This is a genomic window from Actinomadura sp. NAK00032 (assembly GCF_013364275.1).
GTDB lineage: Bacteria > Actinomycetota > Actinomycetes > Streptosporangiales > Streptosporangiaceae > Spirillospora.
Genome location: NZ_CP054932.1, coordinates 9,307,737 through 9,333,597, shown reverse-complemented (window position 1 = coordinate 9,333,597; position 25,861 = coordinate 9,307,737). Strand labels below are relative to the sequence as shown.

Annotated in this window: 28 protein-coding genes; 14 read left to right on the top strand and 14 right to left on the bottom strand. The window is 72.7% G+C overall.

Annotated features, from left to right (window positions below; genetic code table 11):
• Positions 1-27 precede the first annotated feature (27 nt).
• Positions 28-627 carry a recombination mediator RecR gene (gene recR / locus HUT06_RS43105; RefSeq protein ID WP_089330008.1) on the top strand — a complete coding sequence of 200 codons (600 nt, stop codon included), beginning with the start codon at positions 28-30 and terminating at the stop codon, positions 625-627.
• Positions 620-1,183, top strand: coding sequence for a DUF5063 domain-containing protein (locus tag HUT06_RS43100; RefSeq protein WP_176200966.1), 564 nt, complete (start codon positions 620-622; stop codon positions 1,181-1,183). Before recR ends, HUT06_RS43100 begins: the two co-directional genes overlap by 8 nt.
• Positions 1,184-1,220: 37 nt before the next feature.
• On the opposite strand, the gene HUT06_RS43095 is transcribed toward HUT06_RS43100, so the two are convergent.
• Both HUT06_RS43095 and HUT06_RS43090 read right to left on the bottom strand, forming a co-directional pair.
• Positions 1,221-1,517 (bottom strand): hypothetical protein, encoded by a 297-nt coding sequence (locus tag HUT06_RS43095; RefSeq protein WP_176200965.1) that lies wholly within the window; start codon positions 1,515-1,517, stop codon positions 1,221-1,223.
• Between the two features lie 163 nt (positions 1,518-1,680).
• The gene (locus HUT06_RS43090) at positions 1,681-3,549 is read right to left on the bottom strand and encodes a hypothetical protein (RefSeq protein ID WP_176200964.1); all 1,869 of its coding nucleotides are present in this window, start codon (positions 3,547-3,549) and stop codon (positions 1,681-1,683) included.
• A gap of 63 nt (positions 3,550-3,612) precedes the next feature.
• Between HUT06_RS43090 and HUT06_RS43085 the strand changes: the two genes are divergently transcribed.
• The 3 genes from HUT06_RS43085 (at position 3,613) to HUT06_RS43075 (ending at position 6,852) form a co-directional block, all read left to right on the top strand.
• Positions 3,613-4,887: an aspartate kinase gene (locus HUT06_RS43085; protein ID WP_176200963.1), complete on the top strand. Its 1,275-nt coding sequence runs from the start codon at positions 3,613-3,615 to the stop codon at positions 4,885-4,887.
• 138 nt (positions 4,888-5,025) lie between these two features.
• The gene (locus HUT06_RS43080) at positions 5,026-6,102 is read left to right on the top strand and encodes an aspartate-semialdehyde dehydrogenase (RefSeq protein ID WP_176200962.1); all 1,077 of its coding nucleotides are present in this window, start codon (positions 5,026-5,028) and stop codon (positions 6,100-6,102) included.
• An 81-nt stretch (positions 6,103-6,183) separates the two neighbouring features.
• Positions 6,184-6,852, top strand: coding sequence for a TetR/AcrR family transcriptional regulator (locus HUT06_RS43075; protein WP_176200961.1), 669 nt, complete (start codon positions 6,184-6,186; stop codon positions 6,850-6,852).
• Positions 6,853-6,867: 15 nt separating this feature from the next.
• On the opposite strand, the gene HUT06_RS44235 is transcribed toward HUT06_RS43075, so the two are convergent.
• The 3 genes from HUT06_RS44235 to HUT06_RS43060 form a co-directional block, all read right to left on the bottom strand.
• The gene (locus HUT06_RS44235) at positions 6,868-7,749 is read right to left on the bottom strand and encodes a hypothetical protein (protein ID WP_217711670.1); all 882 of its coding nucleotides are present in this window, start codon (positions 7,747-7,749) and stop codon (positions 6,868-6,870) included.
• A 144-nt stretch (positions 7,750-7,893) separates the two neighbouring features.
• Positions 7,894-9,657 (bottom strand): prolyl oligopeptidase family serine peptidase, encoded by a 1,764-nt coding sequence (locus HUT06_RS43065; protein ID WP_176200960.1) that lies wholly within the window; start codon positions 9,655-9,657, stop codon positions 7,894-7,896.
• 75 nt (positions 9,658-9,732) lie between these two features.
• A complete protein-coding gene (locus HUT06_RS43060) occupies positions 9,733-10,488 on the bottom strand; it encodes a MerR family transcriptional regulator (protein ID WP_254715700.1) in 756 nt (251 codons plus the stop codon).
• 116 nt (positions 10,489-10,604) lie between these two features.
• On the opposite strand from HUT06_RS43060, the gene HUT06_RS43055 reads away from it, so the two are divergent.
• Positions 10,605-10,823 carry a hypothetical protein gene (locus HUT06_RS43055; RefSeq protein ID WP_176200958.1) on the top strand — a complete coding sequence of 73 codons (219 nt, stop codon included), beginning with the start codon at positions 10,605-10,607 and terminating at the stop codon, positions 10,821-10,823.
• A gap of 30 nt (positions 10,824-10,853) precedes the next feature.
• Here the strand turns inward: HUT06_RS43055 and HUT06_RS43050 are convergent, their stop codons facing one another.
• The 3 genes from HUT06_RS43050 to HUT06_RS43040 all read right to left on the bottom strand — a co-directional run bounded on the left by HUT06_RS43050 (position 10,854) and on the right by HUT06_RS43040 (position 12,338).
• A complete protein-coding gene (locus HUT06_RS43050) occupies positions 10,854-11,018 on the bottom strand; it encodes a hypothetical protein (protein WP_176200957.1) in 165 nt (54 codons plus the stop codon).
• Between the two features lie 34 nt (positions 11,019-11,052).
• The gene (locus HUT06_RS43045; protein ID WP_176200956.1) at positions 11,053-11,301 is read right to left on the bottom strand and encodes a hypothetical protein; all 249 of its coding nucleotides are present in this window, start codon (positions 11,299-11,301) and stop codon (positions 11,053-11,055) included.
• 134 nt (positions 11,302-11,435) lie between these two features.
• Entirely contained in the window at positions 11,436-12,338 is a 903-nt protein-coding gene (locus HUT06_RS43040; RefSeq protein WP_176200955.1) for a LysR family transcriptional regulator, read from the bottom strand.
• Between the two features lie 90 nt (positions 12,339-12,428).
• On the opposite strand from HUT06_RS43040, the gene HUT06_RS43035 reads away from it, so the two are divergent.
• The gene (locus HUT06_RS43035) at positions 12,429-13,547 is read left to right on the top strand and encodes a diaminopropionate ammonia-lyase (protein WP_176200954.1); all 1,119 of its coding nucleotides are present in this window, start codon (positions 12,429-12,431) and stop codon (positions 13,545-13,547) included.
• A 23-nt stretch (positions 13,548-13,570) separates the two neighbouring features.
• Here HUT06_RS43035 and HUT06_RS43030 read toward each other — a convergent pair whose 3' ends face one another.
• Positions 13,571-14,452 carry a helix-turn-helix transcriptional regulator gene (locus HUT06_RS43030; protein WP_176200953.1) on the bottom strand — a complete coding sequence of 294 codons (882 nt, stop codon included), beginning with the start codon at positions 14,450-14,452 and terminating at the stop codon, positions 13,571-13,573.
• Between the two features lie 855 nt (positions 14,453-15,307).
• Between HUT06_RS43030 and HUT06_RS43025 the strand changes: the two genes are divergently transcribed.
• Both HUT06_RS43025 and HUT06_RS43020 read left to right on the top strand, forming a co-directional pair.
• On the top strand, positions 15,308-16,075 hold the full coding sequence (locus tag HUT06_RS43025) for a MerR family transcriptional regulator (protein ID WP_176200952.1): 768 nt from the start codon (positions 15,308-15,310) through the stop codon (positions 16,073-16,075).
• Positions 16,076-16,164: 89 nt separating this feature from the next.
• Complete coding sequence (locus HUT06_RS43020; protein ID WP_176200951.1) at positions 16,165-16,635, top strand: hypothetical protein; 471 nt, start codon at positions 16,165-16,167, stop codon at positions 16,633-16,635.
• A 54-nt stretch (positions 16,636-16,689) separates the two neighbouring features.
• On the opposite strand, the gene HUT06_RS43015 is transcribed toward HUT06_RS43020, so the two are convergent.
• Positions 16,690-18,348, bottom strand: coding sequence for a catalase (locus HUT06_RS43015; RefSeq protein WP_176200950.1), 1,659 nt, complete (start codon positions 18,346-18,348; stop codon positions 16,690-16,692).
• 96 nt (positions 18,349-18,444) lie between these two features.
• Complete coding sequence (locus HUT06_RS43010) at positions 18,445-20,394, bottom strand: BTAD domain-containing putative transcriptional regulator (RefSeq protein WP_176200949.1); 1,950 nt, start codon at positions 20,392-20,394, stop codon at positions 18,445-18,447.
• Between the two features lie 58 nt (positions 20,395-20,452).
• Between HUT06_RS43010 and HUT06_RS43005 the strand changes: the two genes are divergently transcribed.
• The gene (locus HUT06_RS43005; protein WP_176200948.1) at positions 20,453-21,325 is read left to right on the top strand and encodes an alpha/beta fold hydrolase; all 873 of its coding nucleotides are present in this window, start codon (positions 20,453-20,455) and stop codon (positions 21,323-21,325) included.
• 288 nt (positions 21,326-21,613) lie between these two features.
• Here HUT06_RS43005 and HUT06_RS43000 read toward each other — a convergent pair whose 3' ends face one another.
• The 3 genes from HUT06_RS43000 to HUT06_RS45775 form a co-directional block, all read right to left on the bottom strand.
• Complete coding sequence (locus tag HUT06_RS43000) at positions 21,614-22,441, bottom strand: N-acetylmuramoyl-L-alanine amidase (RefSeq protein WP_254715699.1); 828 nt, start codon at positions 22,439-22,441, stop codon at positions 21,614-21,616.
• Positions 22,442-22,626: 185 nt separating this feature from the next.
• The gene (locus HUT06_RS42995; RefSeq protein WP_176200947.1) at positions 22,627-23,301 is read right to left on the bottom strand and encodes a triacylglycerol lipase; all 675 of its coding nucleotides are present in this window, start codon (positions 23,299-23,301) and stop codon (positions 22,627-22,629) included.
• Positions 23,302-23,390: 89 nt separating this feature from the next.
• The gene (locus HUT06_RS45775; RefSeq protein ID WP_217711669.1) at positions 23,391-24,296 is read right to left on the bottom strand and encodes an N-acetylmuramoyl-L-alanine amidase; all 906 of its coding nucleotides are present in this window, start codon (positions 24,294-24,296) and stop codon (positions 23,391-23,393) included.
• 266 nt (positions 24,297-24,562) lie between these two features.
• Between HUT06_RS45775 and HUT06_RS42985 the strand changes: the two genes are divergently transcribed.
• From HUT06_RS42985 to HUT06_RS42970, 4 genes are read left to right on the top strand one after another with little or no spacing between them, the layout of a single operon-like run.
• Positions 24,563-25,018 (top strand): hypothetical protein, encoded by a 456-nt coding sequence (locus tag HUT06_RS42985; RefSeq protein ID WP_176200946.1) that lies wholly within the window; start codon positions 24,563-24,565, stop codon positions 25,016-25,018.
• Positions 25,015-25,278: a monovalent cation/H+ antiporter complex subunit F gene (locus tag HUT06_RS42980; RefSeq protein ID WP_176200945.1), complete on the top strand. Its 264-nt coding sequence runs from the start codon at positions 25,015-25,017 to the stop codon at positions 25,276-25,278. Before HUT06_RS42985 ends, HUT06_RS42980 begins: the two co-directional genes overlap by 4 nt.
• The gene (locus HUT06_RS42975) at positions 25,275-25,583 is read left to right on the top strand and encodes a monovalent cation/H(+) antiporter subunit G (protein WP_176200944.1); all 309 of its coding nucleotides are present in this window, start codon (positions 25,275-25,277) and stop codon (positions 25,581-25,583) included. The genes HUT06_RS42980 and HUT06_RS42975 overlap by 4 nt, the downstream gene beginning before the upstream one ends.
• Positions 25,580-25,840 carry a DUF4040 domain-containing protein gene (locus HUT06_RS42970; RefSeq protein ID WP_176200943.1) on the top strand — a complete coding sequence of 87 codons (261 nt, stop codon included), beginning with the start codon at positions 25,580-25,582 and terminating at the stop codon, positions 25,838-25,840. The genes HUT06_RS42975 and HUT06_RS42970 overlap by 4 nt, the downstream gene beginning before the upstream one ends.
• Positions 25,841-25,861 lie beyond the last annotated feature (21 nt).

The following is a 25,861-nucleotide window of genomic DNA, read 5'->3' as shown; positions in this document are numbered from 1 at the left end:
GCGGGACGACTAGGAAAGGAGGGTCCGTTGTACGAAGGGGTGGTCCAGAACCTCATCGACGAGCTGGGCAGGCTGCCCGGCGTCGGCCCCAAGAGCGCGCAGCGGATCGCCTTCCACCTGCTCGCCGCCGACCCGGCCGACGTCGAACGGCTCGGGAAGGCGCTCAAGGAGGTCAAGGACAAGGTCCGCTTCTGCCGGACGTGCGGGAACGTCGCGGAGGAGGAGGAGTGCCGGATCTGCCGGGACGCCCGCCGCGACCCGCACGTCATCTGCGTGGTGGAGGAGTCCAAGGACGTCGTCGCGATCGAGAAGACCCGCGAGTTCCGCGGCACCTACCACGTGCTCGGCGGCGCGATCAGCCCGATCGAGGGCGTCGGCCCGGACGACCTGCGCATCCGCGAGCTGATGCAGCGGCTCGCGGACGGGACGGTCACCGAGCTGATCCTCGCCACCGACCCCAACCTGGAGGGCGAGGCGACCGCGACGTACCTCGCCCGGCTCGTCAAGCCCATGGGCCTTACCGTCACCCGTCTGGCCAGCGGCCTGCCGGTGGGTGGCGACCTCGAGTACGCGGACGAGGTGACGCTGGGCCGCGCATTCGAAGGACGGAGGCTGCTCGATGTCTGACACCAACAGCCCGCAGGACTGGAACGCCCTCGCCGAGCGCGTGGCGTGCCATGTCGACAACTACCTGAACGGACTGGAGGCGGTCGCCCGCGGCGACGGCGGCAGGCGCACGATCCCGCTGCTCCTCCTGGAGGTGTCACAGGTCATCCTGGCCGGCGCGCAGCTCGGCGCCAGCGCCGACGTCATCCTCCCGGACAACTGGGAGCCCGAGGTCGGCGACGACCCGGACCTGGACGCCGTCCGGCAGGGGCTGTCCGAGCGCCTCGTCGCGCTGGACGAGTACGCCGAGGTCTTCGACCCGTACAAGGACACCGAGACCACCGCGTACCGCCTGTCGGACGACCTGGTCGACGTCGCCAGCGACCTCGTCCACGGGCTGCGCCACTACAACCAGGACCGGCCCCTGGAGGCCCTGTGGTGGTGGCAGTACTCCTACTTCAACCACTGGGGCAACCACGCCGGCGCCGCCCTGCGTGCCCTGCACGCCTTCGTGGCCAACGCCCGCCTGGACGTCGCCCCGGAGGCCGAAGCGGAGACGGAGGCCGCGCCCGCCTAGCCGCGCCCGCCAGCCGTGCCTGCCTGACCGCGCTCGCCTAGCCGGACGCGCCGGGGCTCACCGGCGCGTCCAGCGACGCCGCCACCGCTTCGGCGGCCTTCTCGACGTCGGGTCCGATGTGCTCGCCGTCGGGCGCGTCCCAGGCGAACACCCCGAGGTCGCCGTCCCAGACGACCTGGGCGGTGCGGCCCCGGTAGCCGACGTTCAGGACGCCGCCGTCCGGACGCGCCGCGGACATCTGCGGCGCGCGCCGCCGCAGTGCCGCGTACAGCGAGTGCAGCGGTCCCCTGCGCACCCTCGGCAGCTCGTCGAACGCGCCCATCGGCTCTCCCATCAGCTCGGACACCACGGCGCGCGCCCGCGCCCGGCCCAGGGCCGCGGACGCGCCGGATCACCGGCGGGCGGCACGAACCGGGCGCACCGACCACACCCCGCCGCTACATAGACGCTTTGCCCCGTCTTGTGGTGGTCCGCCGGGAACGTTTGGCCGCTCGGGGTCAGAGGGACGGGTCCAGGAGCCGGACCGTCTCCGTCGCGTCCGCCAGCAGATCGGCGAGCGACTCGGCGTCGTGGTGGCCGCCGGGGTCGGCGCGGTCCGCCCAGCCGGTCTCCGCCAGCCGGGCGAACGCCGCGGTGAAGTCCCGGTGGAGCCGGCGGGGAAGCGTGTCGACGTCGGCCAGCAGGTACTCGAAGACGCCGACGATCTCCCAGGGGACGCCGGGGTCGCGGACCTCGCGCAGCAGCCGCTCCAGCGCGTCGGCTCGTCCCATCCGGGCGCCCCAGCGCAGCGCGTGCGCGCGGATGCCGGGGTCGGGGTCGTCGAAGTGGCGGGGGAGGGCCTCGGCGAGCAGGTCCTCGTGGCCGGGGGCCAGGTCCCGGTCCGCGAGGCCGGCGGCGGCGTTCGCCCGGACGGCCGCGTCCGGGTCCCGGTCGAGCGCCTGGACGACCCGCCGCACGGCCCGCTCGCCGCCGATGATGGGCCATACCGCGTCGGCCCTGACCCGCGGGTCCGGATGTTCGAGGAGTTCCAGGACGAACCGGTCGAGCTCGTCGGCGGCCTGGTCGAGGAGGCCCCTGCTGAGGAGACCGCTGTAGGTGCGCAGCATCGCCGCCAGGAGAACCGGGTCGTCCGGGCCGGCGGCGCGTAGGTCGGCGAGCGCGGCGCGGATCCGGCTCGGTCCGGGTGCGCCACCGAGGGCCGTCAGGAACGCCAGCACCTGGACGCCCAGGGTCGTGCCGTCGTCGGCGGGCGGGCGGCAGAGGGCGAGGGCCTCGTCGATCGCGACGCCGATGGGGCGGCGGTCGTTCCAGGTCCGTGGCGGAACCGGGAGCAGCCGGACGACGTGCTCCGCACGCTCCTCGCTCTCCGCGGGGAGCCGCCGAGCGCTGTCGAGGGCGTCCCGTACCGCCGCCCGCCGGGCCGCCTCGTCCCAGTCCGGGGCGGGAGCGTGCCGCCGCGCCGCCGCGTTGACCTCTTCGATGAACGCGCTGAGGTTCACCGCACGGTCCTGCGCCGACGGCCAGTCCAGCCGGCGAAGCCCGGTGATCACCTCCGTGAGGTCGTCCAGCAGGTCGGGGTCGGTCGCGTCGGGCGCGGCGTCCGGCTGCGGTTCGTCGAGCAGGGCGGCTCTCACGCGCCGCCACGCGTGCGACGCCCGGGCGGGGTCGTCGAGGCCGGCGACGAACAGCGCGGTGACGTCGGGTTCCATGGACGGGATGCGGACGATGATCGCGCCGAGGCCGGCGGCGGCGCTGTCCGCGACGTCCGGCAGGGGATCGGCGTCGAGGAGCGAGACCAGGCCGGGGAGCAGGGGCCGGGGTTCGTCCAGTATCGGGACCGTCAGGGCGGCGGCTGAGCGGACGCGCCCGTCCGGGTGCCGCAGCGTCTCCGCCAGGAAGGCGGCGGAATCCTGTGGATCCTCCCGGTGGAGCGCGCGGGCGTGGGCGGTGAGCGCGGCGGCGAGGATCCCGGCGTCCCGCTGCTCCGGGCCGCACAGAACCCGGGTGACCTCCCCGATCCGCCGCCACAGCGCGCGGGAGGGCCCGTCCAGTTGCAGGCGCCCCAGTGCCTCGGCGCCGACCAGCACGTCCTCGGGACGGCCGGAGCCGCACAGCGCGAGCGCCTGCTCTGCGACCACCGCCACGTCGTGCTCGGTGAGGCTTTCCAGCGCCGTGAAGCGCTGCGTCGAGTCCGGGGGATGCGCGCGAGCCTGGTCGAGGAGTGCGGTGACCTCCGCTTCGCGCCTGCTCCTGCGTCCGAACACGCGCGGCTCCTCCGGCGTCGTCGTCCCGGGCGATTCCAGGTCGATCTTGACATGTCCGGCGCCGCCCGCGCGGCAGGACGCAGTTACCTGGTCGTGATCCATCGGGGCGGGCTCGGTAGACTCGTCGTTCGGTACGCCTGACCCCGATCCGAGGAGCGCCCACTCGTGGCTCTTGTCGTGCAGAAGTACGGTGGCTCCTCCGTCGCCGACGCCGAAGGCGTCAAGCGGGTCGCCCAGCGCATCGTCGCAACGAAGAAGGCGGGCAACGACGTGGTCGTCGTGGTCTCCGCCATGGGCGACACGACGGATGATCTCATCGATATGGCCAAGCAGGTCAGCCCCCTGCCGCCGGGCCGTGAGCTGGACATGCTGCTCACCGCCGGCGAGCGGATCTCGATGGCGCTGCTGGCCATGGCCATCGCGAACCTGGGCCACGAGGCCCGCTCGTTCACCGGCTCCCAGGCCGGCGTGATCACCGACGGCTCGCATGGCAAAGCGAAGATCATCGACGTGACGCCGGGCCGGATACGCACCGCGCTGGACGAGGGCTCGATCTGCATCGTGGCCGGCTTCCAGGGCGTCTCGCAGGGCACCAAGGACATCACCACGCTCGGCCGCGGCGGTTCCGACACCACCGCGGTGGCGCTCGCCGCCGCGCTGGACGCCGACGTCTGCGAGATCTACTCCGACGTCGACGGCGTCTTCACCGCCGACCCGCGCATCGTGCCCGCCGCCCGCAAGATCCCGAAGATCTCCTACGAGGAGATGCTGGAGATGGCGGCAAGCGGTGCGAAGATCCTGCACCTGCGCTGCGTGGAGTACGCGCGCCGCTACAACATCCCGATCCATGTGCGGTCCTCGTTCAGTCAGAAGGAGGGCACGTGGGTCGTCGACAGCAGCGAGATCGAAGGACAGGACATGGAGCAGGCGATCATCTCCGGCGTCGCGCACGACCGGAGCGAAGCCAAGATCACCGTGGTCGGGGTGCCCGACAAGGTCGGTGAGGCCGCCGCGATCTTCTCGGTGCTGTCCGAGGCCGAGATCAACATCGACATGATCGTGCAGAACGTGTCGGCGGCGTCCACCGGGCGCACCGACATCTCGTTCACGCTGCCGTCCACCGACGGGCAGAGCGCGCTGACCGCGCTGAACAAGCTGAAGGAGCGGATCGGCTTCGAGTCGCTGCGCTACGACGACCGGATCGGCAAGGTGTCGCTGATCGGCGCCGGGATGCGCTCGCACCCGGGCGTGACCGCGAACCTGTTCAGCGCGATCGCCGACGCCGGGGTGAACATCGAGATGATCTCCACCTCGGAGATCCGGATCTCGGTCGTGGTCGCTCAGGACGACATCGACACCGCCGTCGCCGCCGCGCACCACGCCTTCGACCTGGACTCCGACCAGGTCGAGGCCGTCGTCTACGGAGGCACCGGCCGCTGACGCCGCGCGCGGGCCGCGCCGTCCCACCCCGGGGCGGCGCGGCCTTTCGCATGTCCGCAGGCTGGACGATTTCGCCGTGATTCCAGGTGGTGTGGGCCGTTTTGGGAACCAGGGGTGGACGGCGGTAGTTCTGTGGTTGTGAGTGCGACGACGGGCTCCGCCTCCGGGCTGCCGACCCTCGCGGTCGCCGGCGCCACCGGGACGGTCGGTGCGGTGCTGCTCGACCTGCTGTCCATCCGCCGGGACGTCTACGGGGAGATCCGCCTCGCCGGGTCGGCGCGGTCCGCCGGGCGCGTGCTCCAGGTGCGGGGCGCGCCGGCCGAGGTCGTGCCGCTCGCGCCCGAGGTCTTCGCGGGCGCCGACGTCGCGATGTTCGCCGTGCCGGACGCGGTGGCCGCCGAATGGGCGCCGGTCGCGGCCGCGCACGGCGCCGTGGCGGTCGACGGGTCGCGCGCGTTCCGGACCGCCGCGGACGTCCCGCTCGTCGTCGCGGAGGTGAACCCCGAGCGGGTCCGGGACCGGCCGCGCGGCATCGTCGCGGGCCCCGGCTGCGCGACCCTCACCATGATCGCCGCGGTCGGCGCGCTGCACGCCCGCTACGGGCTCCGGGAGCTGGTGATCGCGTCCTACCAGGCGGCCTCCGGCGCCGGGCAGGACGGCGTCGACACCCTGTACGCGCAGCTGGACAAGGTCGGCGGCGACCGCACGCTCGGCCATCGCCCCGGCGCGATGCGCGGCGCGGTCGGCGACCTCGGCCCGTTCCCGGCGCCGCTCGCGCTGAACGTCGTGCCCTGGGCGGGGACGGGCGAGGACGGCGGCTGGACGTCCGACGAGATCGCCCTGCGCGACGAGACCCGCCGGGTCCTCGGCCTGCCCGAGCTGCGGGTGTCGGCGACGTGCGTCCGCGTCCCCGTGGTCATCGGGCACTCGATGGCCGTGCACGCCGTCTTCGAGGAGCGCACCGACCAGCGGGAGGCGCAGGGGATCCTCGCCCGCTCGCCCGGCGTCGTGCTGTGCGACAACCCGGAGACGCACGAGTTCCCGACGCCGTCCGACGCCGCCGGCACCGATCCGGTCTGGGCGGGCCGCGTCCGCCGCTCGCTCGACGACCCGCACGCGCTCGACCTGTTCCTCTCCGGGGACAACCTCCGGAAAGGGGCCGCGCTCAACACCGTCCAGACGGCCGAACTCGTCGCCGCCGAACTCACCGCCTGACCCCGGCGGGCGAGGCGCCGGCCGCGCCGGGCGGCTCCCGGGCATGAGCGGACGCCGCGGCAGGGACTTAAGGTGGCATGCGTGACCGAGACGAAGGCCGTGAAGTCCGAGCAGACGCGGGCCGCGATCGTCCAGACGGCGCTGCGCCTGTTCCGGGAGCGCGGATACGAGGCGACGACGATGCGGGCGATCGCCAAGGAGGCGGGCGTCTCGGTCGGCAACGCCTACTACTACTTCGGGTCCAAGGAAGAGCTGATCCAGGCCTACTACGACGAGCTGCAGGACGAGCACGTCGCGGCCTGCCGGGCCGTCCTCGACACCGAGCCGCAGTTCGCGGCCCGGCTGCTGGGCGTGCTGCGGGCCCGGGTCGACACGATGGTCCCCTACCACGAGTTCGCCGGGAAGTTCTTCAAGTTCGCCGCCGAGCCGACCAGCCCGCTCAACCCGTTCAGCGCCGAGTCGGGCCCGGCCCGCGACTCGGCGGTCGCGATCTACCGCGAGGTCGTGGAGGGCTCCGATCTGAAGATCGACAGGGAGTTCCGGGCCGAGCTGCCCGAACTGCTGTGGATCTACTCGATGGGCATCGTCCTGTACTGGGTGCACGACAGCTCCCCCGGCTGCCGCAAGACCTACCTCCTCGTCGAGCGGACGGTCCCGCTCGTCAACCGCATGGTGTCGATGTCCCGGCTGCCGGGGTTCAAGTCGGTGACGCGGGAGCTGGTGGGCATCATCCGCGAAGTCCGCGCCTGACCCTTTTGTACGGGGTCAGCGGAAGGTGATGTCCCAGTGGTCCTTCTCGCGGGCGAAGAGCGTGCCGTCCGGTGAGCGGTAGAGGCGGGCGCCGTCGCTCCGCCGGCCGGCGGACGGATGGCGCTTGATCGCGGCGTCCACGCAGCGGGTGGGGGAGATGTCCAGCTTGTAGCCGTTCGCATGGCTGTAGGTGCCGCTCGCGTGGCCGTGCTCGGTGCCGCCGGTCACGGTGATCTTGCAGCCGCTCGACCTCGCGAAGCGGATCAGGCCCTTGACCGTCCCCCACCGGACGCCCTCGAAGGAGGTGCACGTCCGGACCGTCCGGTCGGAGCAGCCCCCGGTCGAGCGCCACCGGATGCCGTTGCCGCGCAGCGCGTACTCGGCGAACCGCTGCTCCAGCCGCAACGACTCGGGCAACTCGGGCAGGGCGTTCTGCTCCGGCAGGGCGTTCTGCTCCGGCAGGGCGTTCTGCTCCGGCAGGGCGTTCTGCTCCGGCTGCCGTGGGACGTCCTGCTTCGGTGCCTTCGGGACGTTCACCTGTGGGACGTCCTGCGCGGACAGCAATGTCGCGGGCTCGTCCGCCGCCGTGGTGGTCGGGGGTGGTGGCTCGGGGGACTTGCGTGCGTTTGTGGGGACGCGACCTGGAACCCGCTGGGGTGCCGGTGCGGACAGCAGTGTCGCGCGCGGGGGAGCGTCGGCCGGTGCGGCGGGCCGGGCGCGAGGCGGGTCGTCGCTCGCGGACGCGGCGGCGGCGGACGGGGCGGGGACGAGGGCCGTAGCGGCGGCGCCCAAGGCCATGACCAGTGCGGTCAGGCGGAAGGCGGGGCCGTGCGGCCTCGGTATTCGTTCACCGAAGGCGTGCCGGACGAGCGTATGGGCGTGCCGAAGTCGTGTCACTGGGATCCCCCCGATCGGTGTTCTCCTGTATCGGGGGGCGGCCGGGGCCTGCCTGATGGCCGCCGAACCGCTCGGAGGGATGCCCGGGGTTCGATCTTGTAAACCGGGGGACGGGCGGCCGTGTCGCCCGTCCCCCGGGATAGATCACGACATACCGAGATGCTTCCGGGCGAAGCCGATCTCGGCGGCCATCTGGGTGATCCGCTCCTCGACGACCAGGGAGCCGTGCCCCGCGTCGTACCGGTACACCTCGTGCGGGAGGCCCAGCTCGGCGAGGCGGCCGAGGTAGTTGTCGATCTGCCGGATCGGGCAGCGCGGGTCGTTCTCCCCCGCCAGCACCAGCACCGGCGCCTTGACCGCGTCGGCGTAGGTGATCGGGGACGACTCGCGGTAGCGGTCCGGCACCTCGTCGGGCGAGCCGCCGAACAGGGAGCGGTCGAACGCCTGGAGGCCCTCCATCTCGTCCTCGTACGCGGCGACGTAGTCGGCGACGGGGACGGCGGCGACGGCCACGCTCCAGTCGTCGGGCTGCGTGCCGATGCCGAGCAGGGTGAGGAAGCCGCCCCACGAGCCGCCCGTCAGGACGAGCCGGGACGGGTCCGCGAGGCCCGACTCGACCGCCCAGTCGCGGACGGCCTTGATGTCCTCCAGCTCGGTGAGCCCGACGCGGCCCTCGATCGCGTCCCGCCACTGCGAGCCGTACCCGGTGGAGCCCCGGTAGTTGACGCGGACGACCGCGAACCCGTGGTCGACCCAGGCGGCGGCGGTCGGCACGAACGAGTCGTCGTCCTGCGCCGTCGGCCCGCCGTGGACGTCGAACACCGTCGGGTACGGGCGGTCGCCGTCCGGCCTGCTGACCAGCGCGTGGATGCGGCCGCCCGGGCCGTCCACCCACACGTCCTCGACCGGGACGGACGGCGGCGCAGCCGGTCCGGGCGGGGTGAGCACGACCGCGCCGGACGTGGAGCGGATCACCGGCGGCTCGGCGGCCGACGACCAGGAGAACTCGACCGTCCCGTCCGGCCGGACGGCGGCGCCGCCGATCACGCCGCGCGGGGTGTCGATCCTGGTCAGCGCGCCGCCGTCCAGGTCGTAGCGGTACAGCTCGTCGCGCGCCTCGTGCGAGTGGGAGACCAGCAGCGCGGTGCCGTCGGGGTACCAGTCGGCGCCGATCTCGCCGGGCAGGTCGAGGACGATCTCCCGCTCGGTGCCGGCGACCGGGTCCCAGATGAGCATCTCGTCGCGGCCGCGCCGCTCATGGTTGACCAGCAGCCGCGAATCGCCATCGACCGGGGCGAATCCGGCGCCGTAGACGCCCTTGCCGGGGCCGTCCCAGAGGTCGGCGACCACGGACCCGTCGGGGCGCAGCACGCGCAGCGCCATGTGCCGGCTGTCGCCGTGCTCGCTGTGCCCGATCGCGATGAGTGCTTCATCCCGGGACAGAGCGGCGATGTGCGCGTCCTCCGCATGGTGGTAGAGCACCTCGGGCTCCGCGTCGGGACGGCACAGGTGGACGGTGTTGCCGTCCTCGGTCGTCCGTCCGATGACGGCGAGACCGCTGCGGCCCAGGGACAGCCCGGACGGGTACGACGGCTCCAGCCCCGGAACGGCCGGAGCGCTGTCCGCCTCCCCGAACCGCGCGCGGTTCCAGACGCCGAACTCGTCGCCGTCGGTGTCGGCGAACCACCACACCCAGTCGCCGGTCGGGTCGATGGTGGCCATCCACGTGCCGTTCGGGCGGTCGGTCACCTGGCGCTGCGCGCCGGTGTCCCGGTCCCAGGTGTAGATCTCCCACGTCCCGGTCGCGTTCGACCGGTAGATACTGCGGTCCGCGGCGTCGCGCGCCCAGCGGGGCAGGCTCATCCGGGCGGCGCGGAAACGCGCCTTCCATCGCTCGTCATCGACCATGCCACCAGTATCGCCGCCGATCACCGGCACCGGGCCGCGCGACGGCACGTGACGGCACGCGACGGCACCGGGCGGTCAGGAGCCGGACAGCCGGCCGAGCAGCTGGTCGAGAGCGGCGCGGACCTGCCGGTCCATCGCCCGCGCGAACCCCGCCTCGACCGACACCTGCGCGCCCGGGCGCAGCTGGGCGAGGGTCTCGGTGAGCTCGCCGAGGTCCTGGTCGTCGACGCTCTTGACGACGTGCGCGGCGATCAGCCCGACGAACATCGCGGCGAGGTCGTCCATGCTGCGCTGGAGCTCCTTGGCCACCGACAGCACCGCGTCCAGCGGCACCCCGGCCCGGACGAGCGCGACCGTCGCGTCCAGCTGGCGGCGGCTCCAGTGGGTGACGCGGTCGCCGTCCACCTCGATGTGGCCGAGCGCGACGGCCCGCTCGACGGCGTCGGGCCCGACGGCCTCGCCGGGGAACAGCGCCGCCAGCTCCGCCAGCGTCATCGTGACCGGGACCTCGTTCGACCACGGCGTCGTGACGGCCTTCTCCACGCCGAGGACGGTGCCGATGTCGCGGCCCTGCTCCCACGCCGACAGCAGCTCGCGGATGCCCTCCAGGGTGTGCCCGCGTTCGAGCAGGTTCCCGATCATGCGGAGGCGGGCCAGATGGTCCTCGCAGTAAAGGCCGATGCGCCCCTCCCGGCGGGGCGGCGGCAGCAGCTTGCGCTCCTGGTAGTAGCGCAGCGTCCGCACGGGGACGCCGGCCGCCGCCGCGAGTTCGCCGATGCGGTACTCGCGGACGCCGTCGCCGGGATGCTCGTCCGTCGCCTCTTCGTTCACGGGCGTCAGCATAGTTCGCGGCCGGAGACGGACAATCCGGTGCCGTCCGGCGGCGGAACGCGATCCCCGCCGCCCGCGTCTGACCTGCGTTTCACTCAGGCAGAGAAAGGCCGACCATGCCGAAGAGCCGTTCCGCCGCACTCGCGCTGACCGTCCTGGTCGCCGCCTTCGGGCTGACCGCGTGCGGCCAGAACCGGTGGTGCGAGCATGACGCGACCGACACCAAGGTCAGCGACAGCTACTGCAAGAAGAACACGCCCGGCTACGAGTGGGAGTCGGGCAGCGGCTCCAAGCACAAGTCCAAGCACAAGAAGACGAGCAAGACCCGGCACTGAGAGCCGGGCACGCACCGGCCCTGTCGCGGGTCACGGGGCCCGGCGGGCGGTCCTGACCTTGCGCTGCCGGTGCCGCCGCCTCTCGTCCGCGACCTGGGCGCCCGCCTCGGCGGCGATCAGGTCGCGCAGCGAGCGCGGCAGGATGTCCGATCGGGGAAGGGTGTCCTTGCGCCGGTCGATGAGCGGTGAACGCATCGGATTCTCCCTGATGAGCGATGGCCGTCCGGGATCAGGCGGCGGTGGTGCCGAGCCCCCGGTACGCCCGGGACACGGTGCTGAGCGCCCAGCGCATCCGGGGGCGGTAGGTCTCGGGGTGGTCGCCCGCCTCCTGCGCGACGAGGGCGACGCAGCCGGAGCGGTCCCCGCCGCAGGCGCCGATCCGGTCGCGGATCGCCGCGCGGACCTGCTCGGCGGTGGGATGGTCGGACTCCTGCAGCCCGCAGCAGAACAGGACTTCGGCCAGGTCGGAAGTGGTCATCGGGGTGAGGGTCGGCGTGTTCGACATCGTGTGCCTTCTTCCCGGGGAGGAGCCGCTGTCCCCTGCTGCCGGATACGACTCTGCCCGCAGCGCGAAGTAATCGCCATAGGGGAAAACCCCTAACCGCGGTGGGGTCATCCCCCGATCCGGGCATTCCGGGCCGCGAATCCGCGGCCGAGCGCCGTCCGGAACGCCCGCACGGCCGGATGGCCGCCGCCGCCCCGCCGGGACGCGGTGAACAGCCGCCGGGTCCGCTGCCGCGCCGGCAGCCGGACGACCGGCACCGCGGGCGGGCGGCCCGCCCACACCAGGCCGGGCAGCAGCGCGGCCGCGTGGCCGTGCTCCACCAGCCGCAGGTGGAGGAGCAGGTCGGTGGACTCGAACCGCACGTCCGGGTCGAACCCGGCCTCCCGGCACAGCCGCGTCGCCCACTGCCGCGACGCCGTCCCCGGCGGCTCCAGCACCCACGGCACTCCCGCCGCCTCCCGCAACCCGCCGCCGCTCTCTCCGGGGAGGGCGAGGTGGATCTCGTCCTCGCCGAGTTCCTCGTACTCGACGCCCGCCGGGCGCGGCCCCGGCTCCCCCGGGTACTCCTCGGTGAGCACGAGGTCGAAGTCCCGCGCGAGCAGGGCGGGGAGCGCGCTCTCCGGCTCCCGCTGGGTGATCTCGATGCGCAGCCGCGGGTGCGCGGTGCGGAGCAGGGTCAGCGCGTCCGGGACGAGCGCGAGCGCCGCGGTCTGGAACGCGGCGACCCGCAGCACGCCCGTGATGCCCTCCAGCGACGCCGCGAGGTCGGCCTCCGCGCGTTCGAGCCGCTCCAGCACCGCCTCGGTGTGCGCGACGAGGATCTCCGCCTGCGCGGTCAGCCGGACCCGGCGTCCCACCGGCTCCAGCAGCCGCACCCCCGCCTCCCGCTCCAGGACGGAGAGTTGCTGCGAGATCGACGACGGACTGTACGACAGGGCCTCCGCCACCGCGGCGAGCGTCCCCCGGTGCTTCAGCTCGCGCAGCAGGCGCAGCCGGTGCAGATCCAGCAAGGCAGGGCCTCTATTCATCGGCTCGACTGACGAATATCGCTCGGAAACATTCGCTGGACCGACCATAGACCGCTGCGGAACCGTGGTCCCATGGTCACCGCTCCCGCCACGGCCCGCCCGTTCACCCGCCCGTTCACCCGTCCCGCCGCCCGCGCCTGGACCTGCCCGCCCGCGCCGCACGGCGTCGCCGCCTTCCACTGGACGCTCCCCGGCCATGCCCCGACGCCGCTCGTGGAACTGCCGTCGCTGGCCGCCGACCTGGGCGTCCGCCGACTCTTCGTGAAGGACGAGTCGTCCCGCCTCGGCCTCCCCGCCTTCAAGATCCTCGGCGCCTCGTGGGGGATCGCCCGGGCGCTCCGCGACAGGTACCGCCTGCCGGACGCCCCGCTGGAGCGGCTGCGCGAGGAGGGCCCGGTCCGGCTCGTCACGGCGACGGACGGCAACCACGGCCGCGCGGTCGCCGAGATGGCCCGCCTCCTCGGCGCGCCGGCCGACGTCTACGTCCCGTACGGCGTGCACCCCGCGGCGATGGCCGCGATCAAGGAGGCGGGCGCGGGCCTGACCGAGGTCCCCGGACCCTACGACGAGGCGGTGCGGACCGCCGCGAAGGAGGCCGCCGCCGACCCGCCGGCCCTGCTCGTCCAGGACACGGCCTGGCCGGGCTACGAGCGCGTGCCCCAGTGGATCGTCGAGGGCTACTCCACCCTCTTCACCGAGATCGACGAGCAACTGGCCGAGGCGGGCGCCGCGCCGGCGGGCCTGGTGGCCGTTCCGGTGGGCGTGGGCTCGCTGGCCCAGGCGGCCGTGACGCACTACAGGTCGGGCCTGGCCCGTCCTACTGTCCTCTCGGTGGAGCCTGATGCCGCGCCCTGCGTCTTGACGAGCCTCCACCACGGTGGGCCGCTGACTATCGAGACGGGCTCGACCACCATGGCTGGCCTCAACTGCGCCACACCGTCCAGCCTGGCCTGGCCCGTCCTACAGTCCGGCTTGGACGCGGCCGTGACCGTCACCGACCCCGATACGGCCCGCGCCGCACAGGACCTCGCAGCCCTCGGCCTGTCTGCGGGCCCATGCGGCGCCGCGTCCCTAGCCGGAATCCGGGCAGCTCTAGCCTCGTCCCACCGCCGCGACCTGGCGACCGAACACACCGAGACGGTCGTCCTGCTGAACACCGAAGGCAGAGCAGCAAACCCTGCCCTGCCGTAGGCGGGCATGGGGCGAGCGTCGTGTCAGCGCCGCTTCAGTAGGTCGACAACGAGGGCTCGGCTGTCCTCTGGGGAGAGGGACGCTGCGCGGAGGCGGTCCCAGGTGTTGTAGTACGCGGCGGTCTCTACGGCCCTGCTGAGGTAGAGGGCTGTCGTCAGGAATTCGATGTAGACGACGTCCGGGATCTCCGCCTTCTCGAACCGCAGCATGGTGAAGGGCTGGTGGACGATCGGCGCCGACGGGCGGCCGAGGGGAATGACCCTCAGCTCGCTCCCCGCCGTTTCGTTCGCCCCCGCGAGGCGTTCCAGTTGGCCGCGCACGATGTGCCGGTCGCCCGTCAGGCGCAGCAGCGCCGCCTCGTCGACCACGGCCGTGAACGTCCGGTGGGCGGCGCGGTGGAACCGGCGGTGCATGAGGCGGACGTAGAGCCTCTCGTCGATCTCGGACGCGCCGGCCTGCCGGCTCCCGCTGTGGAGGCAGGCGCGGGCGTACTCCTCGGTCAGCAGTGCCTCGGGGATGCCGCCGCAGGTGTACGTCCGGATGTGGTCGGCGTCCTCCTCCAAGTCCAGGTACCGGTGCCGCCAGGACGGGACCATGTCGCCGTAGCGCCGCCACGACGCGCGCTCGGCGGCCTCCCGGGCGAGCCGGAGGAGGGGTTCGCGCTCGTTCTCGGCGACGCCGTAGAGGGCCAGCAGGTCGGCGACGTCCCGCTCCTTGACCGCCGCGCGCCCGAGCTCCATCCGGCTGATCTTCGAGGCGCTGCCCCGGATGAGGTATCCGGCGTCCTCACGGGTGACTCCGCTCAGCACGCGCAGCCTGCGCAGCTCCGTGCCGAGGAGCAGGCGCCGCGCCATCGGCCCCCGGACGAGGCCGGTTCGCGGCTCCTTGCCCTGCCCTGCGGACACTGCGGCTCCAAGCTCTCGGACGGACTTCTGCCAGGGCGGACGCGGGCGCCGCGCATCGAGCATCCTACGCCGGAAACCGGCTCACGCGTGCAGATGCACGTGCATTTGAACAGTCGGGCAATCTATGCACGTGCAGAGTGCCTTGCGGATGCACGAACGATGCAGGAGGATTGCGGCGGTTCGACGGCCCCGACCCAAGGGCCCTCCAGACAGAAGCAGGCGGCCTCCTGTGGTTGAGACAGAAGGCCGCCCTGGCCCGTCCTAGCAGTCGACGCAAAGAGAAGGGCGTAGTTCATGAGGCTATCTCGGCATGGTCGCAAGCAGCACGAACCCCCCGACGAGCCGGCGCCGTCGCCCGTGCGGTGGAGGCTGGTCCTGGCGCTCGTGCTCGTCCTCGGGCTGGTCGCCGCCGCGGCGTCCCGTCGGCAGCGCGGCCGGCGCCACCGCGGGGCGCACCGTCACCGCCCCGCCGCACACGATCACCGACTGGTGCCCAGGCGGGCGCGACGCCTGACCCGAGCCTGACCCGAGCCTGACCCGCGCCTGGCCGTCGTCCAGCCGGTGTCCGGAGTCGGCCTGGAGTGCCGGCCTGGAGCCTCGCCTTGGACCTTTGCGGCATGCTCTCTCGTTGATCGGTTGGTAAGCGGGCATGCGTATGCATCCGTACGGCGCCCGGCCGTTTCAGGGACGAAGCAGAGCCCATGGGGCGGCCGGGGCGACGGATGCGGCGGCATCCGATCGAGGCGATCGGTCGCCGTGCGCCGGCCCGTGCCGACGAGAGACGTTCTCCCCTGAGCGGCTCCCGACGCTGACAGTGCCGATCGTTACAGTGCGGATTGTTAAGGTGAGCGCGACATGGGCGAGGACGGGCGCGGCCGTGCGAACGGGCGCGGGCGCGAGTACCGGGTCGGGGAGCTGGCGGCCGAGGCGGGCGTGCCGGTCCGGACGCTGCGCTACTACCAGGAGCGGCGGCTGCTGCCCATGCCGCGCAGGCAGGGCCGGATCGCCCTCTACGACGACTCCCACCTGGAGCGGCTGCGGCTGATCGCGGAACTGCTCGACCGCGGGCACCGGCTGGACGGCATCGGGGAGCTGCTCGCCGCGGCGGACGCGGGGCGCGGCGTCACCGAGCTGCTCGGCTTCGCGTGGGCGGCCGCCACCCCCTGGGCCGACCGGACGCGGGCCGAGGTCGGCATGGACGAGCTGACCGCGGCCTTCGAGGGCCGGCTGACCCCGGAGCACGTCGCGGAGGCGGTCGAGCTGGGGCACCTCACGGTCGCCGGCGACCGGGTCGTGATCAACAGCCCGCGGCTGTTCGACGCGGCCGTCCAGCTGGTGCGCACCGGGATCCCGCTGCCCGCGATCCTCGCGATGAGCTGGGAGCTGGAGGCGGCGTTCGACCGGATGGCGTTCGGTTTCGTCCAGCTTGTCCGGGGGCATCTCCTGGACCGGCGGGACGGCGATCCGTCCCCGGCGGACCTGGACAAGCTCGCCGAGCTCGTCGAGCGGCTGCGCCCGATCGCCAGGACCGTCGCCGACGAGCATTTCGCCCGCGCGATGGACCGCCGCCTCACGAAGGACATTTCGGAAATCGGGCAGCGAATCCGGCCTACGCGCCGGTAACATACCCCTACCGCAGCCCCGCGGGATTGGTTACTCTCGGCCAACAGTCCCAGTCAGAACTGGGAACGAGTCGCGAGGGGGTACGCACGGTGTCAGGGACGAACGACGGTCGGGCGGCGCTGCACCGCTTCCTCGCCGACCGGGCCGACGAGATCACCGCCGAGGTCGCCGGCGAGGTCGCCGCCCGCGTCCCCGCCTACACCCACCTGGGCCCGGACGAGATCGCGAACCTCGTCACCGAGGCCATCGCGGTCTACTCCGGCACCCGCGAGGCGCGCGCCGTGCTGCCGGTGTTCCGCGCGCTGGGCGCCGGCGAGGCCTGCGCCGGGCACGACGTCCGCCACTTCGAGTCGGCGCTGCGCACCGCCGCCCGCGTGCTCGTCCGCCGGACGGCCGGCGCGGCGTCCCGCCTCTACCCGCCGACCGCCGAGTTCATCGCCGTCATGCGGACCGCGTTCACCGCCGAGATCGCGATCGTCGAGGCCGCGATCGACGGCCACCGTCGCGCGACGCGCCCCGCCGTGGCGCGCCGCCTCTACCCGCTGCTCAGCGACAACTAGCCGCGCGAAGACCTCCCGGCACCGGCCGGGAGGTCCTCGGTCGCGCCGTCGCGGCTAGCGGTGGACGACGGCCCGCTCGTTCGGCACGCAGTGGGTCATCTTCAGGCCGCTGACGTCGCGAGACCCGTTCCTGCCGAGGTTCGCGAGCCGCTGCCCGTCCTCGTCGGTGAGGGTCTGGCCGGGCAGCGGGTCCAGGTGCTCGACGTCCTCCGGCTTGATGCCGAGGCCCTCGCCGACGCGCAGCCCGAGGTCGTCCTCGACGAGCAGGAAATGCCACACCATCCGCTCCTGGACGGGCCGCGCGCACTCCGAGATGAGCTCGACGAAATTGCGGACGAGGTCGTCGCGCTCCCATTCCTCCATCAGGCAGTAGCGCTGGCCGGCCTGCTTGTAGTCGTTCGCCCGCGCGATGCGCATGCGCGTCAGCCGACCCCGGATCTCCGGGCCCTGCTCGTCATGGGTCGGGTACTGGGCCTCGCGCAGCCCGCCCGTGATGGACGGCTCGTAGTTCACGTGCGGGTTCTCCCCGCCGCCGTCCACGTCGTACGCCATCTGGCCGTCGCGCTGGTTCGTCCGCACATTCGCGCCCTTGGCGCGGTTGACGGGCAGTTGCAGATAGTTCGGCCCGACCCGGTACCGCTGGGTGTCGCTGTAGGAGAACGTCCGCCCGACGAGCATCTTGTCGTCGGAGAAGTCGAGGCCGTCCACCAGGACGCCGGTGCCGAAGGAGATCTGCTCGTTCTCGGCGAAGTTGTCGTCGACGTTCCGGTCCAGGACGATCCGGCCGACCGGCTGCGGCGGGAAGTCGTTCTCCGGCCACACCTTGGTGTCGTCGAGCGGGTCGAAGTCGAGTTCCGGATGGTCGTGGTCGTCCATCATCTGCACGACCAGCTCCCATTCCGGGAAGTCGCCGCGGTCGATGGCGTCGCGCAGGTCCTTGGTGGCGTGGCCGAGGTCGCCGGCCTGCACGTTGGCCGCGTCCTCCCCCGTCATGCTCCGCACGCCCTGCTTCGGGATCCAGTGGTATTTGACGAGCTTGGTCTCACCGGTCGCGTTCACCCACTTGTAGGTGTTCACGCCGAACCCCTGCATGTGCCGGTAGTCGGCGGGGATGCCGCGCGGGCTGAACACGTTGACGAGCATGTGCATCGACTCGGGCGTCTGCGACATGAAGTCGAAGATGCGCGCCGGCTCCTGCCGGAACGTCACCGGGTCCGGCTTGAGGGAGTGGATGACGTCGGGGAACTTGATGGCGTCCCGGATGAAGAACACCGCCAGGTTGTTGCCGACGAGGTCCCAGTTGCCGTCCTCCGTGTAGAACTTGATGGCGAATCCGCGCGGGTCGCGGGCGGTTTCCGAGGAGTCCCGGCCGCCGATGACCGTGGAGAAGCGCAGCGCGACGGGGGTGCGCTTCCCGGCGCCCTGGAACAGCTTCGCGCGGGTGTAGGTCTCGATGGGCTCGTCGCCCCATTTCCCGTACGACTCGAAGAAGCCGTAGGACGTCGCGCCGCGCGCGTGGACGACCCTTTCCGGGATCCGCTCCCGGTCGAAGTGGCTGATCTTCTCCAGGAACTGGTAGTTCTCCAGCGTGGCCGGCCCCCGCGACCCGACCGTCCGCTGGTTCTGGTTGTCGTAGACCGGGTGCCCCTGCCGGTTGGTCAGTACCGGACGATCGTCCCCCGGCTGCGGCCCCATGCTCGATACGTCCGTCACGACGCGCTCTCTCCTCTCCACCACTGCTTCGGGTGCGCACCTACCCGAAAAGAAGCAAGTGAACGGCCCGAAACAGGTAAACCCCGGGATCGCGCCTCACCTCCCGGCGGCGCGCCCGAGGTCGTCCAGGTGGCGGGAGACCGGGCCGAGGGTGAGGACGCCGCTGCCCGCGCCCGCCAGTTCGCCGGCGGCCGGGGCGAGCGCGTCGCGGGCGCGCCGCATCGTCTCGCGGTCGTCCACGGCGAGGGCGGCGGTGGCGGTCAGGCACCACAGGGCCTCGAACAGCAGGTCGTGCGGCGGCTCCGGGACGTCCCGCAGCGCCGCCGCGGACTCGTCCGGACGGCCGTGCGCCAGCAGCACCAGGGGACGGGCCCACGGCTCGTACGGCCCCCAGTCGGCCGGGTCGGTCTGGGCGGGCTGCCGGTGCTGGACGCGCAGGCAGAGGAGGGCCAGCGCAAGAAGCCCGTCTTCCAGGCCGGGCATGCCGGAGCCCCGCATGCGTTCGGCCGCGTCGCGGTAGGCGGCCTCGGCCTCGGCCATGGGGGCACCGGACGCGGCGAGCCGCATCGCCCGGTACCAGGTGGTGAACACGCCGACCAGCGGACGTTCGTGGTGCTCGGCCAGCCGTTCGGCGGCGGCCGCGTGCTCGTCGGCGCCGGCGAAGTCGGCGAGCGCGCCGCGCGCCTGGAGCCGGATGAGGTGCCCGAGCACCTCGTAGGTCGCCAGGTCGTGCCGGACGGACAGCTCGACCAGTTCGGCGCCGATCGCGTCCCGCCGGGGAGCCAGGCCGGCGTGCTCGAAGGCCTGCATGTAGACGCCGTTCAGCGCGAAGGCGAGCAGCGCCGGGTCGTCCAGGCCGCGCGCGATCGCCTCCGCCTCCCCGGCCGCCTCGCGCGCCCGCGGCGCGCCGGTGCCGCGCGACTCCAGCGCGATCGTGGCCAGCAGCCGGGCCCGCGCGGCGGCGCGTCCCGGCGGGAGCGCGGCGAGGGTCCGCTCCGCCGCCGCCGCGACCTGGGCGGCCTGGCGCGGGTCGTCCGACCGGGTCCAGTTCGCCGGGACGTCGTAGGCGCCGATGACCCGCGCGGTGAGGTCGGCGTCGCCGAGCTCCTCCGCCGCCAGGATCGCCGGCAGGCGCTGCTCGCGGGCCGCCTCCAGGCCCCCGCCCCCGGTCATCGCGAGGTTGCGCAGGATGCCCACGGTCGACTCCAGCCGGGACCGGGCCCCCGACGCGACCGTGCGGTCGTACGTCTCGGCCGCCCTCGCCCATACCCGCGTCGCCGCGTCCTGGGCGGCGTCCAAGCGGTCGGCCTGGCGGAGGATGTCCTCCTCTAGGCGACGCAACTCCGGACCCGGGTCGACACCCAACTGCTCTACGAGAAGGCCACGCGCTCGGCGAAGAACGGCCAGCGCGTCGCCCTGACGGCCTGTGCGGTAGAGGGCGAGCGCGAGCAGGCGCCACGCGTCCTCGCGCCACGGGTGCTCGGCGACGTGCGCGTCAAGGTCCGGGACGGCGTCGGCGGCGAGGCCCAGGGCCAGCAGCGCCTCGGCCCGCCGCTCGACCGCGCGCAGCCGCAGCTCCGCCAGCCGGGACCGCTCCGCGCGCGCCCACGGCTCGTCGGCGAACTCGGCGTAGGCGGGCCCGCGCCACCGGCCGAGCGCCTCGTCCAGCGCGGTGAGCAGCTCGGACGGCGGACGGCCGTTCGCGGTCACGGCGCTCTCGAAGCGCCAGGCGTCCACCCCGTCCGGGCCGGGGTGCAGGGCGTAGCCGGGGCCTTCGGTGACCAGCAGCCGGGACGGCGTCCGGGGCGGACGGTCGGGTTCCAGGACGCGCCGCAGCGCCGCCACGAAGGTGCGGACCGCTCCGACCCCGTCCGAAGGGGGATCGATCCACAGATCGTCCACCAGAAGGGACACCGGGACGACGCGCCCGCGCGCGATGATCAGCCGGGCCAGGACGGCGCGGTGCCGCGGCCCCTTCAACGCGATGGGGTTCCCGCCGCCGTCCCAGGCCGTGACCGGCCCCAGCACCCCGAACAGGACGTCCACCCAAGCCACCGTATAGCGCGCTCATTGGATGCTCATTGGCGCCGGGCAACCTGAGGTCATGGCAGACATCAACGGATTCGAATACAAGCGCGTCCCCGTCGCCGAGGGCGTTTCCCTGAACGTGGCCGTCGGCGGATCGGGCTCGCCGATCGTCCTTCTGCACGGCTTCCCGCAGACCCACCTGATGTGGCGGCACGTCGCCGGAGACCTTGCCGCCGACCACACCGTCATCGTCCCCGACCTCCGCGGATACGGGGACAGCGACAAGCCGGACGGCGCCGGCGCCGACTACTCCAAGCGGACCATGGCCGCCGACATCGTCGCCCTGGCCCGCGCCCTAGGGCACGAGCGGTTCGCGCTGGCCGGGCACGACCGCGGCGCCCTCGTCGCCTTCCGCGCCGGCCTCGACCACCCCGACACCATCACCCACCTGGCCATCCTGGACGTCCTGCCCACCCTGGACATGTGGGACGTCATGCACGGCACCACCGCCGCCGTCGGCTTCCACCTCTACCTGATGGCCCAGCCGCCCGGCCTCCCCGAGCAGCTGATCGCCGGCGCCCCGGACGCGTTCTTCGGCCACTTCCTCGACCTGTGGGCGAACGACCCGGCCGCGATCCCGGCGGACGTCCGCGCCGCCTACCTGGACGCCTGCCGCGCCGCGATCCCGTCGATCGTCGCCGACTACCGCGCGTCCGCCACGATCGACGTCGACCACGACACGGTCGACCGCGACGCCGGGAACCGGCTGCGGATGCCCGTCACCGTCCTCCAGCAGGACTGGGGCGCCGCGCTCGGCTACGACGCCGTGGCCCTGTGGCGCGCCTGGGCGTCCGACCTCGACCACGGCACCGTGACCTGCGGCCACTTCATGGCCGAGGAGGACCCCGCGCAGATCGCGAAGGCACTCCGCGCGCTGGTGGCCCGCTAGGAGACGGTGGGGCGGGCGGCGCGCGGCGCGGCGTCGCCCGTCACCGCGGCGTCGCCCGTCACCAGGGCGGGCCGCCCTGCGTTGCCGCCCACACCCACACATAGAGGATGAATCCGAACGCCACCAGTCCCAGGAGCATCTCCCAGTTGAGCGGTGCGCCGTGTGTCCGTCTACGGGCCATGGTCATCGTCCGTTCGTCCGGCGTCGGTGTCGGTGTGGTCCCCGTCGCTGCACGTATAGCCGGACAACCAGCCCTATAAGCCCAGTGAACGGCAAACAGCGCCCTTGTCACTGGAAGTACGCATCGAAGCCCTTGGCCAGAGAGTCGGCCATGCGCTGCCGGAACGAGGCACTGGACATCTTGGCCGCGTCACCCGGGTTCGCCATGTTGCCGCACTCGATGAACGCGGCCGGGACCGTGGACAGGTTCAGCCCGCCCAGGTCGTCGCGCCGGTCCAGGCCGTCCTTGCCGATGTAGGTGGCGAAGGGGAGGCCCGTCCCGGCGCGGAAGGCGTCGCGGATGTCCAGGCCCAGCCGGCGGGACGCGTCCACGATGCCCTTGTTCTCGCCGACCGGCGCCGGAACGATCACATGGAACCCGTGCCCGGAGGCGGCGGCGCCGTCGGCGTGGATCGACAGCGCCGCGTCCGCGTGCAACCGGTTGCCGGTCGCCGCCCGCTCCGTGACGCACGGCCCGACGCCCGTGTCGTTCTCGCGGGTCAGCGTGACCTTCGCGCCCTCGTCGCGCAGCCTGCGCGCGAGCCGGTTCGCCACGTCCCAGGTGAAGGCGTGCTCGGCATAGCCCTCCGGCGTGCTCGTCCCGACCGTGTTGCACGGCTTGCGGCCGTTCCCGACGAAGACCTGCTTGTTGATCACCTCCGGGTGGTCCGCGTTGCCGCCGTTGTGACCGGGGTCGAGCACGATCACCTTCCCGCTCACCGGCGAGGCGCCGCCGGTGCCGGACGCACTGGTCTCCGGCGTCCCGCCCCTCGGCGTGCCGTTCCCCGGCGTCCCATCACCGGACGTCCCGTCGCCCGACCCTCCGCCGCACCCGGCCAGTGCCAAGCCGAGGCACAGGACCATCCCGGCCTTGAGGCCACTTCCGAACCACCGCACAAGCCCGCCTCCCCCGAAGACCCGCTCGCCCTGATTCACTCAGAGTAACCGTGTGGGTTCGTTCTGGATTGGGCAGGTCGGGTCGGTGTCGGGGCTGGTGTCGGCGTCGGCTTGCGTGCTCGGGACGTCAAAGCGGGACGTCCCCCCGAGGACGTCCCGCACGGTGTGTTCTGTCGTGGTTCGGGTCAGCTCTTGGTGAACTGAGCGATGGCACCGAGGACGATCGCGTCCGCGAGGTAGCCGAGGTGGGTCTGGCAGGGGATGTAGTGGTTGTTCGCGCCGCTCAGGCGGGTGCTGGTGTAGGGGATGATGATGCCGTCGCACGGCGAGTACCAGGTGGCGTACCGCGTGCTGCCGGGCGTCTCGTCCCCCGCGCTGATCTGCAGGATGAACGACGAGCCGGGGAGCATCTGGCGGCACGTCTCGAAGATGGTGCAGGCGGCGGCGTACGTCGTCCCGTGGTTGGCGCCCGCGATCGACGCCAGGTGCGCCACGTTCGGGTTGCCGTTCAGGACCTTCAGGTAGTACTGGCTGACCAGGCCGCCCATGGAGTGGTTGACGATGTCGACCTGCGACGCGCCCGTCCGCGACTTGACCTGGTTCACGTACGACGCCAGCCCGGCGGCGTTCTGCCTGTTGTCGCCGTAGGAGTTGTACTCGTAGGCGAACAGCTGGTCGCTGCTGTAGCCGGCGGCGCGGAACACCGACATGGCCGTGACCCAGTTGGACGCGCTGCCGGTGTAGCCGTGCACGAAGACGACGGGCCGCGGTCCGGCGGCGTTGGCCGGTGCCGCGAGGCCGAGCCCGAACGTCGCCAGCGCCGCGCAGAGCGCGACGAGCGACCCGAGGACCCGTTTCATGAAGCCTCCAGGGGTGGGGGGAACCGAACCCCTGAACTGTGACCCGCCCCTGCGCCGCACGCATCGGCGAAATCACCGGCCTCGACCGGTCAGATCGACCAGATGAGCCCCTTGGCGGTGCCTCCGGTGACCCGTCCCGTCCCGGTGCCGTGCTGGATGACCTGGAACCGGACCCGGCGGCCGTTGCCCACGACGTCCGCCGCCACGTCGTGATGCAGGAACGTCGCACCGTCGAACGCGACGTGCTCGGAGGTCGCCCCGACTTCGACGCTGCCGTCGGAGTCGGCGCGCTCGACCACGCGCGCCTGGAGCCGCGTGCCCTGCGCCAGCCCCTCGACGCGGACGTTCGCGAAGAGCGCGTACTGGGCGGGCCCTTCGACGAAGGACGGACCGCCCGCGTTCCGGTGGTGGTGCGCCGAGTCGGAGTACTCGTCGTCCCAGCGGACCGTGACCCACTCGCCGGGCGGCAGGTCCTGCGCCGCGGCCATCCCGACGGACACGTAGTCGGGCGTGTCGCCGCCGCCGGAGCCGCCGCCGGAGGCGGGCATCCCGGCCCGCACCCACGCGTACAGCTGGTCGCCGGGGCAGCTCGTGGCGTACACGTCCCGGTGGCCGAGCTTCTTCAGGCCGCCGCCCTTGCGCCGCACGGCCTCGTCGTAGACGGCCCGGATGGACCGCTTGGCCGCCGCGGTCGCGTCGCCGTCCCGTCCGATCATGCAGACGCCGATGCCGGAGGAGTTGTGGCCCGGCGCGTGCGCGCCGACCGTCAGCCAGCCGCGCCCCTCGTAGATCCGGCCCTGGACGTCGACCAGGAAGTTGTAGCCGATGTCGGCCCAGCCGTTGCCGTCCATGTGGAAGTCCTGGATGGACCGCACGGTCTGCGTGGTGGGGCCTTCGGAGTAATGGACGACGAACTCGGTTCGGGTTCCCCACGACACCGTCGAGCGGGACCGCGGAGCGCGGGCTCCCCACTCCTTCCGGCTGATGATGTCCACGGTCGGCCTCCATACGGATTCAGAACGTGACACGAGAGCCTAGGGCCCTCGTCACCGGCTTTCACCTGGAACGGCTGGATAGGCCCGTGGAGCGGGCGTGGAGGGCGGTCGCCCGACCTGAACGCGGATGGTGAACGGATGGTTACGGAGAGCCTCGGGTGGGCACAGGGGAAGGCGGGGCGGCCTGCCTTGGCGACGGCGGGCCGCCGGTTTCGGGGAGGCGCCACATGGCCGGACGGTCGGAGAAGGCAACGCCAAGGACTCGCGTGCTCCGGGTACTGCTCTGGTGGCCGCCCCTCTTCGCCCTCTGGATGCTGTTCGTTGGTGAATGGTCCTGGCTGACCGCCGTCTGGGGAGCGGCCATGGCGCTCGCAGCGGCGGTGAGCGCCTCGCTGGTCATCGAGGAAGGGCTCCTGGACGCGCGCGGACGCTGGTCCTGGTGCCGCGAACTAGGCGCGGCCACCACCGCGATGGTCGTGGACTTCGTCATCGTCATGCGCGTACTGACCGCCTCCATCGCCACTGGACGGCGCAGAGTGGGCACCTTCCGGGAGGACACGAGCGCGGCCGGCCACGGCCCCGTGCCCTCGGGACGCCGGGCCTGGGTGGCGTTGGTGGCCACCTGGTCGCCGAACTGCTACGTCCTCGACATCTCGCCCGAAACGGGACGGCGACTGCTTCACGACCTGCGACCGGACCGGCGATCGGAGCGTCCGTCGTGACCGCGACCCGGCCCCTGTTCCTCCTCGCGGCGGCCGTGCTCCTCGCCGGCTGGCTGCCGCTGCTGGTCGTCGGCCTCCGCGCGAAGGCGGCCGACGGCGTGGCCGCCCTCCAGACGGTCGGCGTGCAGGCGACGCTCGTACTGATCTGCCTCACCACCGGGTTGCAGCAGTCGTCCTTCGCGTCCCTCGCGCTGATCACCGCCGTCTGCGTCGTCGTCAGCGGCCTGGTCTTCGCCCGCTTCCTGGACCGGCCGCCGTGAGCGCCGCCGAACTCGCCGCGCAGGTGCTGCTCTGGGCCGGGGTGGCCGCCCAGCTCGCGTCCTGCGTCGGCGTCTGGTGGATGCGCGACGTCTTCGACCGGCTGCACTACACCGCCGCGTCCGCGACCGTCGGACCGGCGCTCATCGGCACGTCGGTGGTGGTGACCGGCGGCGCGGGATCGGTGTCCGGCACGGTCGAGGTGGTCGCGGCGGCCGCCGTGCTCCTGCTGCTCAGCCCCGTGGTCACCCACGCGGTCGGACGAGCGGTGCGGCGCATGGCGCACGACCGCGAGGGCGGCCCATGACCGCCGCGACGCTGACGACCGTCCTGCAGGCGATCGCGCTGACCCTCGCCGGAGTCCTGGCGGTGGGGACGGTGCTGGTCCGCGACCCGCTGCGCCAGGTCGTCGTGTTCAGCCTGTTCGGGCTGTCGCTCGTCATCGTGTTCGCGCTGCTCATGGCGCCGGACGTGGCGATCGCGGAGGTCGCGGTGTCGTCGATCGGCGTCCCGATGGTGCTGCTGCCCGTCATCTACAAGACCCATGGCGGGGGAAGGGGATGAAAGCGGGGTGGCGGCGGGCGC